This is a genomic window from Bacillus sp. LL01, from assembly GCF_001037965.1.
Genome location: NZ_LFEL01000026.1, coordinates 1 through 12,349, shown reverse-complemented (window position 1 = coordinate 12,349; position 12,349 = coordinate 1). Strand labels below are relative to the sequence as shown.

14 protein-coding genes and 1 pseudogene are annotated in these 12,349 nt (G+C 37.7%); 11 read left to right on the top strand and 4 right to left on the bottom strand.

The window, feature by feature from the left end; genetic code table 11:
* The 5 genes from AB685_RS22165 to argH form a co-directional block, all read left to right on the top strand.
* Positions 1–422, top strand: a 422-nt coding sequence (locus AB685_RS22165) for a UDP binding domain-containing protein (protein WP_047972747.1), incomplete at its 5' end; no start/stop codon positions are given.
* A 100-nt stretch (positions 423–522) separates the two neighbouring features.
* Complete coding sequence (locus AB685_RS22160) at positions 523–999, top strand: hypothetical protein (RefSeq protein WP_047972746.1); 477 nt, start codon at positions 523–525, stop codon at positions 997–999.
* Positions 1,000–2,056: 1,057 nt separating this feature from the next.
* A complete protein-coding gene (locus tag AB685_RS22155; RefSeq protein WP_047972745.1) occupies positions 2,057–3,349 on the top strand; it encodes a hypothetical protein in 1,293 nt (430 codons plus the stop codon).
* A 97-nt stretch (positions 3,350–3,446) separates the two neighbouring features.
* Positions 3,447–4,979 (top strand): Na+/H+ antiporter NhaC family protein, encoded by a 1,533-nt coding sequence (locus tag AB685_RS22150; protein ID WP_347230878.1) that lies wholly within the window; start codon positions 3,447–3,449, stop codon positions 4,977–4,979.
* Positions 4,976–6,301, top strand: a complete 1,326-nt coding sequence (gene argH, locus AB685_RS22145; protein ID WP_047972743.1) for an argininosuccinate lyase — start codon at positions 4,976–4,978, stop codon at positions 6,299–6,301. The genes AB685_RS22150 and argH overlap by 4 nt, the downstream gene beginning before the upstream one ends.
* Positions 6,302–6,369: 68 nt before the next feature.
* Here argH and AB685_RS31805 read toward each other — a convergent pair whose 3' ends face one another.
* On the bottom strand, positions 6,370–6,687 hold the full coding sequence (locus AB685_RS31805) for a hypothetical protein (RefSeq protein ID WP_198530565.1): 318 nt from the start codon (positions 6,685–6,687) through the stop codon (positions 6,370–6,372).
* 77 nt (positions 6,688–6,764) lie between these two features.
* Here AB685_RS31805 and AB685_RS30530 point away from each other — a divergent pair.
* The 6 genes and pseudogenes from AB685_RS30530 (at position 6,765) to AB685_RS22105 (ending at position 9,568) form a co-directional block, all read left to right on the top strand.
* Positions 6,765–7,486: pseudogene (locus tag AB685_RS30530) on the top strand (aminotransferase class III-fold pyridoxal phosphate-dependent enzyme).
* A 12-nt stretch (positions 7,487–7,498) separates the two neighbouring features.
* A complete protein-coding gene (locus AB685_RS22125; protein ID WP_047972740.1) occupies positions 7,499–7,696 on the top strand; it encodes a hypothetical protein in 198 nt (65 codons plus the stop codon).
* Positions 7,697–7,927: 231 nt separating this feature from the next.
* Positions 7,928–8,131: a helix-turn-helix transcriptional regulator gene (locus AB685_RS22120; RefSeq protein ID WP_047972739.1), complete on the top strand. Its 204-nt coding sequence runs from the start codon at positions 7,928–7,930 to the stop codon at positions 8,129–8,131.
* Between the two features lie 3 nt (positions 8,132–8,134).
* The gene (locus AB685_RS22115; RefSeq protein ID WP_047972738.1) at positions 8,135–8,422 is read left to right on the top strand and encodes a hypothetical protein; all 288 of its coding nucleotides are present in this window, start codon (positions 8,135–8,137) and stop codon (positions 8,420–8,422) included.
* A gap of 34 nt (positions 8,423–8,456) precedes the next feature.
* Complete coding sequence (locus tag AB685_RS22110; RefSeq protein ID WP_047972737.1) at positions 8,457–9,242, top strand: M50 family metallopeptidase; 786 nt, start codon at positions 8,457–8,459, stop codon at positions 9,240–9,242.
* Positions 9,212–9,568, top strand: a complete 357-nt coding sequence (locus AB685_RS22105) for a S8 family serine peptidase (RefSeq protein ID WP_128755931.1) — start codon at positions 9,212–9,214, stop codon at positions 9,566–9,568. The genes AB685_RS22110 and AB685_RS22105 overlap by 31 nt, the downstream gene beginning before the upstream one ends.
* Before the next feature lie 698 nt (positions 9,569–10,266).
* Here AB685_RS22105 and AB685_RS22100 read toward each other — a convergent pair.
* From AB685_RS22100 to AB685_RS29860, 3 genes are all read right to left on the bottom strand, one after another.
* Entirely contained in the window at positions 10,267–10,770 is a 504-nt protein-coding gene (locus AB685_RS22100) for a competence protein ComK (protein ID WP_047972735.1), read from the bottom strand.
* Between the two features lie 90 nt (positions 10,771–10,860).
* On the bottom strand, positions 10,861–11,145 hold the full coding sequence (locus tag AB685_RS22095; RefSeq protein ID WP_053073916.1) for a helix-turn-helix transcriptional regulator: 285 nt from the start codon (positions 11,143–11,145) through the stop codon (positions 10,861–10,863).
* A 104-nt stretch (positions 11,146–11,249) separates the two neighbouring features.
* Positions 11,250–12,080, bottom strand: a complete 831-nt coding sequence (locus tag AB685_RS29860; protein WP_053073915.1) for a hypothetical protein — start codon at positions 12,078–12,080, stop codon at positions 11,250–11,252.
* Positions 12,081–12,349: the final 269 nt, after the last annotated feature.

The following is a 12,349-nucleotide window of genomic DNA, read 5'->3' as shown; positions in this document are numbered from 1 at the left end:
ACGGTGGATACTGCTTACCAAAGGATACGAAGCAACTACGTGCAAACTTTGAAGGCATTCCAAACAACATCGTGAGTGCGATTGTAGAATCCAATGATACGCGCAAAGGTCATATTGCCTCTAGAATCATTGCTACAGAACCGAAAGTAGTAGGAATCTATCGTCTTACGATGAAAACCGATTCAGACAACTTCAGAGCTTCAGCCATTCAAGGCATTATGCAACAAGTTAAGGACGAGGGTATTGAAGTAGTAATCTACGAACCAGTTTTGGAAGAAGATCAGTTTGATGGATTTAGAGTGTTTAAAGATTTAGCTGAATTCAAACAAGCTTCTGATATCATCGTCTCTAATCGACTCAATGCAGAGTTGAAAGATGTAGAAGAGAAGATTTATACGAGAGATTTGTTTAATAGGGATTGATTTAAAAAGAGCAGCACCCTCTGAGTTATAGAAGCTTGRAGGGTGCTGCTATTATGGATTTTTACTTTAACAAGTTAATTTAATAAAGGGGGGTGGATTCATGAACTTTCAAAGAGAAAATTCTATAAGTAATGCTCACGTTGGCAGAGATTTTGAAGAGGTGGCATTGGACTATTTCAAAGGAAATAATATCTTACTTGATAGAGGGGTCTGTCTTCCAGTCGGTGTAAGTAAATTAAAGAAAAATCGTAATTTCGATTTAGGGTGTATTTCAAGTGACTCTAAAAAAATGATTGTAGAGTGTAAGTCACACAAATGGACCTCTAGCGGGAAAGTACCTAGTGCAAAAATGACAGTATGGAATGAAGCGATGCATTATTTCTTCCTAGCGCCACAAGGATATAGAAAAGTATTTTTTATTCTAAAGGATTACAACGAAAAAAGAGGAGAGACTTTAGGCGAGTATTATATTAGAACGTATAAACACTTAATACCTGAAGATGTTGAGATTATGGAATATGATAGTCAGCTGAATGAAGTTAGGGGATTGAAAGCTTTTATAGATGGGGACGATTAGTCCCAGAGTTTGTGGAATGTTAATGTCAAGTAAATGACAATGCAGAACTCTGCATGTATCCTTGCGAAAGTGCTGCGCTTTATTTTGTAATAAACAATCAGATTCTGTTTGTCATATATATACAAATCGTTCATCAGTATGATCATAGATGCACCCTTTTGAAAGAAAAATTTYGAGGGCTCACTTTTATTAACACGTTTTGTTAAAACTATAAAATATAAAGAGAACCAAGTGAGTAATGCGGCGGACAGATAGAGCCCCACTTGTTATGACAGGATTTGGTGCCAGTCATTTCTAAAAAATATAGCTTTCAATCGCAGAGGTGAGAATTATTAATATTTTTAAAGTCCTTAAAGAGAAACTAATAATCGCTAATTTATCAATTATTTTAACTTCACTTCTGTTCACGGTTATTATCTACGTAGATTTTAGAAATTTACCTTATGAAAAGACTCTCATAACTTACGCATACATGCAGTACTCTTTCATTAGWTTTTTAATCCTATATTTAATTGCTGTACCTGTAAATATGTTGTGGACTATGAAATTCAACAAAATCACTAAGAAGATATTCACTTCTATTATTGTTATCCTACTTTTGTTAACCATATTTCTTACATCGTTTAGGATGGTTCTTGTTCTTCTACTACTATTAGTCCCATTTGGTTTCTTTTTTTTGATTGGCCGAATAATCAACGTAAAGGAGAAACATGTATTCATTTTGATCATATACTTTCTACTAAGCATTGCTTTATACATAGTGGTATTTATGGGGGTAAGTTCAATAGACAGTGTCCTTTCTAACTAATATRTATGATTTTAAAACTCCTCCGAGTTGTTGGGTGCCAGTCACCACCCGGAATTACTAATTGTCGATCATAATGCCCGCTGAGCTTAAGTTTAGTGGGCTTGTTCGTGTGCAATACTTTCATTCCGTTAGAGGGTTTTGCTGCTTTTTGTAGAATGAAGAGTCATAGACGTCTATTTACATAAATGAAGTAGGTAAGAATGAGGTATGATCATTTAATTATCACGTGCTAAGAAGGGTTGGTGAAGGATGTATAGGGTAGGGATCGTCGGTCCTCGTTCAACGGTGAATACCATTTTAAATCTTACGAAGAAACGAGAGAGTGATTTACAATATGTAGGGTTTCCTTATAACAACATAAGAGACACTCAAGGAATAATCGAGACACACTTCCATCAAGCTGACACTTGGGTTTTCTCGAGTAAATTAGCTTATTTTATAGCTAAGAAAGTCATGGCGAGTGAAGAGAAGTTAGTGTACATAGAACACACAGAGGCTGGTATTTATAAGAGCTTGCTGCAAGCCGTTTGTTCTCATGGAAGAAGTCTGAAGCGACTTAGTATTGACGAATTATCGACCGATCATTTACATAAAGCTATGGAACAATTAAAGATTGATTCTTTGAAAATGAATCTTAAAACCTTTGATATCGATACAAGCACAGAAGAACTTGTCACTTTTCATGTTGATCTATGGGAAAGTGGAGTAACTGAAGCGGCATTAACTTGTTTTGACGAGGTCTATCAAAAACTGCAGTTAAAAAAGGTTCCTTCTTATCGAATATCTACGACTGAAATGGAAATTATGCAAACGCTTAAAATAATAGAAGAACGAATAAAAGCTATTTATTTTAAAGGTACTCAAGTGGCCGTTCAATTACTGGAAATAGACAATTATAAGAAGTTAGTTGAAGATGCTGGAAGTGTTTATAACTTACAACTGATTGAACTTAAAATAAAAGAACGTTTAGTACAGCTTTGTGAGAGTGTAAATGGTTCACTGATCGAAGAAGGTGGTGGCTGTTATCTAATTTTCAGTTCAAGAGGAGCGATGGAAAAGGACCTCCCATTAATGAAGGATACGTTGCAAGAATTGAGTCGGAACTGGGGTGTTAACCTTAACGTAGGTATAGGCTATGGAGATAATGCCTATTCCGCTCAATCCAATGCCAAACATGCCATCTCGCAAGCGGCTAAAGCAAGCAATAGGATCGTTATCGTGAAAGACGATCGTTCTGTTATGGAATTAGATGAATCAAATCGAGAAACTAACTACCAATTAACTTCAACAGATCTCGAATTGAYCGATAAGTTTAAAAGTGCCGACATCAATATAAAAAACTATTACAAACTGAGTGATTTGATTATTAGGTCAGGTAAGCGCAAGTTTACGGTTAATTATGTTGCCGATCAACTAAGATGGGATAAAAGGAATACAAGAAGGTTTTTAAATCGTTTAGTTGAGATTGACGTCATTGCTTACATTGGTGAAGAAAGTTCCATTAGTAGAGGGAGGCCGCAAAAGGTTTATCAATTAAAATGACATATAGACTTGAAAATAATGGTTGTTGTAATCAGAAAATTCAAATATACTTATTTTAGGGTAATAAAAAGGTATTACCCTAAAATTAAATGGGGTGATGTATATGGAGCATATGGGGATGTTATCTTTACTTCCTGCTATCATAGCAATTTTGATTGCTATCATTTCGAAAAATGTCATTATATCTTTATTTACAGGTCTTTTTGTGGGTGTGTTAATTTTAGCGAATGGTCGTCCCATTCAAGCAACGATGGAGACGATTGGTGATTATTTGTTTCCACAGCTTACTGATAGCTWTAATGCAGCCGTCCTCGTGYTACTCGTATTTAWAGGTGGCTTTGTCGCTTTGATGGAGAAATCAGGAGGAGCCGCAGCCTTTGCCCAAAGTACGATCAGATTTATAAATACAAAAGCTAAGGCTCAATTATCAGCTTGGTTTGGTGGAATCATCGTTTTCTTCTCAGATTTAGGAACACCTTTAATAGTTGGACCGGTATTCGAAAAAATTTACGATAAAATCAAAATTTCWAGAGAGAAATTGGCATGGATTATTGACTCAACGTCTTCTCCAGTTGCTGTATTAATCCCTTTTATTGGTTGGGGTGTTTACATAATGGGATTAATTAGGCAAGAGTTTGATAACATAAATGTAACAGACTCCGAATTTACGACGTTTGTTCAAGCTATCCCTTTTCAATTTTATTCGTTTTTAGTTATCTTGATGGTTCCTTTAGTAGCTCTCACTAAACTAGAGTTTGGAGCGATGGCAAAGGCCGAGCGAAGAGTGCAAGAAACAGGGGAACTTTATTGGAAAACATCTAAGCCGCTTAGAAAAACGGATGAATTAAATGATGGTGTCATTAGTAAACCCTTATTAATATGGGCTCCACTTTTAGTTTTATTTGTTACTCTTTTTGGTCTGTTGATCACCTTTGGATTTCCATTTGAACCAGTCGCAGGTGGTGATTTCAGAATTGCTTTAAGTACAGCTTATTTATTCGCTAGTATTTTATTAATAGTTTTAATGGTCCTTTATAAAGTGAAGAAGATCAACGAAACATTTGAAATCTATCTATCTGGTATGCAAAAAATGATGTATGTAGCCATTACGCTAGTATTAGCTTGGGCATTAGGTACCGTTCTAAGTGAAATGGGTACAGCTTTATATATTGTTGAAATCATGGAGGGTAATGTTCCAGGATATATTGTACCGGCGATCCTCTTTATAGCAGGGGCGCTTATGTCGTTTGCTACAGGAAGTTCTTGGGGGACTTACGCTATTATGATTCCTTTAGCTATTCCAATGGCAGTAGGACTCGATGCGCACATGTTCGTTTGTATCGGTGCAGTGTTATCAGGTGGTATGTTTGGAGATCATTGCTCTCCTATTTCAGATACAACAGTCTTATCATCAACAGGGGCTGGGTGTGATCACATCGACCATGTGAAAACTCAATTACCTTACGCCGTACTAAATGCATCCATTGCTTTAGTAGCCTACATTATTGCCGGTATTACAGGCAGTGCTATTTCATTAATCGTAGCAATCATATTGATGGCTATCACGGTGGTTATCATTTCGAGAATCCAAATAAGAAAGACGAGTGAAGGGATGGATGTTAAAGGATGAAACTATGGGGCGGAAGGTTCCAAAAAGAAGAAGATCAACTAATGGAAGACTTTAATTCTTCGTTAGAGATGGATAGTCGATTAATTTCTGAAGATCTAACAGGGAGTATCGCTCATGTGAAGATGTTGTTCGGCTCTAATCTTATCACTTCTATGGAAAAGGAAAAGTTACTACAGGGTCTACAATCCATTTTAGAAGATGTGGAGCAGGAGCGTCTGACCATTGATGGGGATTATGAGGACGTTCATAGCTTTGTTGAAGGTCATCTAATTAATAGAATTGGAGAGACGGGAAAAAAGCTGCATACAGCGAGAAGTCGAAACGATCAAGTTGCAGTGGACATGAAGCTCTATGCAAGAAACAAATCCTTAGATCTACTAAATGAAATAGACAACCTAAAAGTTACGTTAGAAGAAAAAGAAAAAGAAGAGAATGTGATCATGCCAGGTTACACGCACCTCCAACGTGCTCAAGTGGTTACATTTAATTATCATCTTAGAGCTTATGCGAGTATGTTAGGTAGAGATGCCCAACGGATCAAAAGCGCTCTTGAAATCATGGATGAAAACCCACTGGGTTGCGGGGCACTAGCSGGAACAACTCATACGATTAATCGAGAGATGACCACAAAAGAATTAGGGTTTGCACAGCCGGTCGAAAACTTTCTAGATGGAGTGAGTGACCGAGACTATTTAATTGAGTTAACGTCTCACTTTTCGATAGTGATGATGCATCTAAGCAGGCTAAGTGAAGAATTAATCGTATGGAGCAGCCAGGAGTTTGGGTTTATTCAAATAGATGATGCCTACGCAACAGGAAGTAGTATCATGCCACAGAAGAAAAACCCAGATGCAGCCGAGCTGATACGAGGAAAGTCAGGTCGAGTATACGGCTCGCTGATGTCGTTATTAACGATCATGAAGGGACTACCGCTTGCCTATAACAAAGATATGCAAGAAGCCAAAGAGCCTTTCTTTGATAGTGTAGATACGACTATGGCGTGTTTAAAAATAATGAATGAGATGATCCGCACCCTAAAAGTGAATAAAGAAAAGATGAAAGAAGCCGTTAAAGCAGGATTCTTAAATGCGACAGAGGTAGCTGATTATCTTGTTAATAAAAATGTCCCTTTCCGAGATGYACACGGGATCGTAGGCGCTATCGTTATCTATTGCGAAGAACAAAATAAAGCCATTGAAGATCTAAGCTTAGACGAATTAAAGAAAATCTCTCCATTAGTAGAAGAAGATATCTATGAGTTTATTATGTATAACAATATTCTCAAAAAAGGGATTAAGAAAGAGATGGTTTTTGAGAGTTAAGTGATGAACCAAGCTGTTGTGGGTGCGCWGCTTGGTTTTTTTGTGTGCGATATTGGGGGTGGGGGGAATTAATTGGAGATGTTTGTGGGTGATTCGATCAAGGTAGCGGTTAATTCGAACATTTTTGTTGCTGATTCGAATAAAATAGCGATTAATTCGTTTGAGTTTGCCATTAATTCGAACAAACTCAGCAATAATTCGAATAAATGGAGCAAGATATTGGAAATGATCTGCATGCTGAGAATTTGCTTGACGCTTACGAATGATGAACAGCCAGGTTGAGCGGAGATGCTTAACCTGTTTTGTATCCAATTATAACGCACCTGAACCGCCACCACCTCCACCTGCTCCAGAACCGCCGCCAGTAAAGCTGCCTGAACTCCCATGTATCACACGAAAAAAATTGGCATAAGTCTTGCRATATAAATAGACAAACAATCATTTCGGAGAGGGAGCGATCAASATGAATCGTGAAATCCAAGAGTTAATGGAAYTAGATAARAAGCAYTTYCTTCACCCGACTTCACCTATTCAACAACAGCAGCAAGATGGGCCRGGYTTTATTTTCACAAAAGGAGAAGGRRTCTTTTTAGAAGATATCCAAGGCAGAAGAGTYATTGATGGWATGTCTTCTTTATGGAACGTCAATATTGGKCAYGGWCGCGAGGAAATGGGMGAAGTGGCAAAGGAWCAAATGTCGAMAYTSGCTTTTAGCTCTTGTTTTGCRACSTATAGCAAYGAGCCGGCGATTCGMTTGGCKGCGAAACTAGCAGAAGTCGCGCCCGGTCATTTATCAGCAACCTTCTTCACATCCGGCGGTTCGGAGTCGAATGATACGGCCTATAAGCTCGCGAGACATTATTGGATTTTAAAAGGTCAACCCGAGAAGAAAAAGATTCTAACGAGAACGAAGTCGGAAAAGTCCGTGCCCTCGGTTTAATGGGAGCTGTTGAAATTGTGAAAGATCAACAAACGAATGAGAGATTTGAAACACCTTTAGCTCCACTTGTGGTTACAGAAGCGGCAAAACGCGGACTCGTTCTACGCTCAGTCGTCTTTGATGGGCAGGACACGCTCGTCTTTGCGCCACCACTCACGATCAATAAAGAAGAGATCAAGCAAATGATGACGATTCTTTCGGAAACAATCTCAGCTATCGAAGCGACTGAAAACATCAAAGCCTAAGGAGATGAAGGTATGAAGAAAGATTTACTGATTAATGGCAAGGGGCTTGAGGCGAAGGAATATACTTCCCTTTATGCCCCTTATAGTAGAGAAGAAATTGGGAAAATTTCTTCAGCTGATGAAAGTGAGGTTGGTCTTGAGCATACGAAAGAGCCTACTAATGCATGCTCTTTCGTTGTTATAATCTCCCCGTTATGTAATTTACAATAACGATTAATACGAACAAGACTAAAATTGAAAAAATATTTATTCTCGTGTAAGAGTCTCTATTGGAAATGTCTCCTATTGAGTAGGGGATGTTYTTGCTTAAATTGAAACTAATAAGTATTTTTGACATTATGTTATGTATTTAAAACATATTGTTAAAAATACTTTACATAATATCTCTTAAGTATTAATATATAAGATATTGAAAATATTTACTTTTTGAGGAGGTATGCCATGTTATCAAATCGTGTAGCGGTCTATCGAGCTATGAACGGATGGTCTCAACAAAACCTAGCTGACCTTGTTGGAGTTAGCAGGCAAACAATTATGCATATTGAAAAGAATAAGTATAATCCTTCATTGGTTCTTGCTTTTAAAATAGCACTAGCTTTTGAAGAGCCTATTGTTAATATATTTGATTACAAGGAGGAGGGGTAGTTCATGATTGTTTTACTATTTGCATTATTAATGCTGGTCGTTCTGCTTTCGAATGCTTACTTTTTAAAGTTTCAAAAAAGCGCTGAGGGAAAAGATGAAAGAGGGGAACTCATTTTATATAAAACAATTTCATCGATGTATAATGCTCTATTTGTTGGGTCTGTTGTTTTGATCGTTTTAAATCTACTTGATATTTTAAGTGCAGAGACAACGATTGATATTTGGTTGTATTTTTTAATTTTCATCACCGTATATGGAACGTTTATGCTTTATCGTAATAGAAATAAATAAGTATAAACTAACGATTTAGCAGGAGGAGGCCACTGTGAAACAAATTATGTATAGACCACTTTTCCTTTATGTAGTCTTTACTTTACTTATGCTGTTACTTGCTTTTATTTTTCAAGAAAAGTCTGATACTCTTTTGAACTACTTACTTGTTTTCTTTGCATGGAACATGGCTGTGGTTATTCATGAGTTGGGGCATGTATTTTTTGGTTGGAAAAATAAGCTGAATGTAATGGAATTTACCGCTATGTTTTTTAGGATATTTAAAAGTAATGGCAGAACAAATATTATTGAGAATAAAGATTGGAAAAAAGTCGGTGGCGTGGTTCACCTTTTGCCAGGAAACTCTACTAAAAACTTAATTGCGAGATGGAAATGGGCTGTTATGGGAGGACCAATCTTTAGTTTTTTATGGGGGGTTTTCTTCTTGCTCCTAAGCTGGGCCTACCCTTCATTCTTTATTAATATATTAGGATATATGAGTATTGCAATAGGAGTTATAACGATCATTCCATTTGCTAATTCGGATTCTGCTATATATTTCATGCTTCGTCGAAATGATTCGCTTGCAAAAGAATATGTTATAAGCTTATTACTTTTACGTGAGTTTTCTTCTGATAAACAACCATCATTATGGTCGAGAGAAGTAGTAGAGGAAAGTCGGGTCATATTAGCGAATGACCTAAATGCTAATAGGGGAAATGAGAAACATTCTATTTTGAGATTACCTTTATATTATTATTACTTTGAAAACAAAATACAAAAGCTTCTTACTCGAATTACGGAAAAAAAATTGACTTTTCTGCTCCCGGTGGAGATTTAGGTTCGGATTTTGATTTAACTAATATGATTATTACTACTTACCCAAATAATCAACCTAACACGATGTTAGATCAACTAATTGGACTACCTCAAGGCTATACGCTAAGCATGGGTACAAGCTTAGCCGCGGCACAAGTTAGTGCTGGAGCATCTCTTATTATTTCAGAATATAGAACTCAAAACGGAAGAGATCTAAATTTGAATAAAGTGAAGAAGTATTTAAGGGATGGTAGTACGCCTCTAACAGACAAAAAGAGTGATATCCATTTTGGCAATGGGAAAATCAATATCTATCAGTCTCTTCAAGAAATACAGAAGAAAAAATAGAGAAAGACTTCTCTTTACTACGGTTATCTAAAAAGGTTATGTAATAAAAGTAAAACTTGCTTAACCATAAGTATTAAACGGAATTTTAAATTCCAGAAAAGAATCCATTTGATCTATCAGTTTTTCAAAATGGATTCTTTTATTGACTGCAAATCGAGGTACCCATACACCGACCATATTGGTTATATGGGTACCATTTTTATTTCATTGAATGCACATGATCAAAATTACTTAGGCGAAAAACTGCTAAGGTCTCTTGAAGGATTTAAAAGTTAAGGATTTACAAGTTATAAAAGATAAATCACCTATCAAAGGAGCTCTAAGGGCATATCTCGAAACAAACCTTGTTGAAAGTTACCAAGAGCCTTTAGTTATAGAACTGGATGTATTAGAGACGATGTTAAGTTAGAGTGAAATTTATTGACACGAATGGAGAGTATACGTAGTCACTCCCCGGTAAATAAACGGGAGTAAGTCCTTTAAACTTTAATCAGCCATTCCCATTCAAGGTTATTTAGAATGGATAAAAAAAGAGGATCCGGGGCCAGCCACTCCCCAGGTTTTAAGTGTTACTGACCCTTTAGGCTTTACGCTTAGAGGAAGTGTTATTATAGACATCCACTTTATTTTGTTAACTCGTTAAAGTGAAGGCGATGGTATTAAGCGAGGTGGACCATACATGCTCGATTTGGTATGGTTCACTCCACCACCTGCAACCTCCTCCGTCGCTCAAATGGTCTATGCGTTAACCGGACAATACAATAGGATGTTCGCTGCATTTGTTTTTCAAAGGTGGGGTAGGAGACATCAAGGGTGTGTTGTTCGGCATTGGTGAAGGTGATCAATGTTTTGTTCGACGAGTTTGGGAGAGGTTTAAAGGTTGTGATGTGGTGATAGAAGATCCAGACACAGACCATACTAGTCGGTGAGTGTGTCGGGAATATGTAGAGGTGGTCGGTTGGGTCGATTGGGATTGGTATTTTACTATGAACATTGATTAAGGTACTAACCGCTTCTCCTCTGCCCTTATAAGTAGAACCACCTTCAATACAGGCTTTCTCGATCATCTTTTGGCTTGTTTCCTTTACGTAGTAGGTGTGATCCGATTCTAAAACGATGGTGTCGTAATCAGTGTGAAAGGCTGGCAAAAGTGCCATCGTGTTGCGGTTGATTTCGTAGCTTAAAAGGATTGGGGTTGTCATAGGGGAATCTCTCCTTAATGGGGTTAGAGTTAGGATGTAGAGTGCGAATCGTAGGGGGGAGGTGACGAAGAAAAGGGAGAGCGGAAGGCTCTACTTTTCTTCTTTGTCGTTATCTTTTACGTAATGATAGAGATTTTGATAGAGGTCTAGAACATCGCCTATGTAAATGCTGCCTGGCTTTTTAAAACCGAGCCCTTTCTCGATCATCATTAAGACAAGTGCAGAGACTGATACTTGCCCTCGTTCGATCTTTCCAAGGTGTTTCGTACTAATCYTAGAGTTTTCGGCAAGTTGATCGACCGTCAGGCCTTTTTCCAATCGTATTTTCCGGATGGTTTGGCCTAATATTTCGTTAAATTTAGGGGAGGATTTCACACATTCTAGCTCCTTTTCCCCAAATTATTAATGGACTAGAGATTTACCGGAACAATCTAGAGGTTACATTATGGTATTAATTGTAAAATAAGAGGGATTTATTTTTATTTTGAGAGCCAAGCTGGAAATCCAAGTCTTTCTGCGGCTCTTTTTCTATCTTCAGCTGCGAGCATTGCAAGGAAGGTTCCGTAGAAGTATTGAAAGATGCTCGTTTCAATCTGGTTGTTCTTGTATTTCGCGATTGTGACTTTAAAAGCTTGAATCATGAGAGGAAGGGAGTCTTCAATAGGGTCGGTTTGTCCTGTTTGTTTGTAAGCGGATAGGGCACTGTACCATAGTCGCTCGGTGAATTTCGGAGCAAGATGGGAAAAGGAACTTGTCACATATTTGAAGCGTTCTGGAATGTAGGGAGGGAGATCATCATCGATTGAAGGAGCGGCTGTACTAGTATGACTATGATCTTGAATTTGATTTATAGCTTTATGTTTTATAATAGCTTTAGGAGTGGAATTATCGGGTTCAACACTTGGTGGATCAGGCTTTTCGGCTTCTGTACGCTCCGTCAATTGTGTCTCATTGGCTACAGCAGGTGGAAGAAAAACATAAACACAGTGAGAGAATCCCCCGCTTTTCCGAACCGTATGATGAACCTCAATGATCTTCAACTGCTTCGCTTTTCTTAGCATCCTCTCAAAGGTTGAACGAGAAATTCCTTTCTCACTCTCATGAGTCGCTTMGACCATCTTAACCACTCTGGCATTACACACTCCTTTATGCTTCACGCTATAGCGGATTAACCTTTTCAGAGCTATCATCTCGCCTTTCGTGAATAGATGAAAATGCTGTTTGAAATGAACGGTTACCGCCTCATTAAATTCTTCAGTTGAGGAAAATGCGCTTAAATGAGTGAATTGATCAATACGACCTGACTGCATATAGACTGCCTCCTTAGGTGAGTTGCTTTAGATAAACTCAGCATACAGCGGCCAGTGAATGAACGCATTTAGGCAAAAATCAAAAATGAAAACGGTGGAATGCGGGTTTCGGGGGTTTTTAGGGGTGGAAACGACAAAATTCGAGGTGGAAAAAGAGGTGTTTTGGAGAAATGGGTGTTTTTGAATTTCGAGCTTTCTTGGATCACTTATAAAAAGATAGGTCATGTTGTAGACTGGTGGAATTACATGTGTTTCACAGGTCTAGGTTA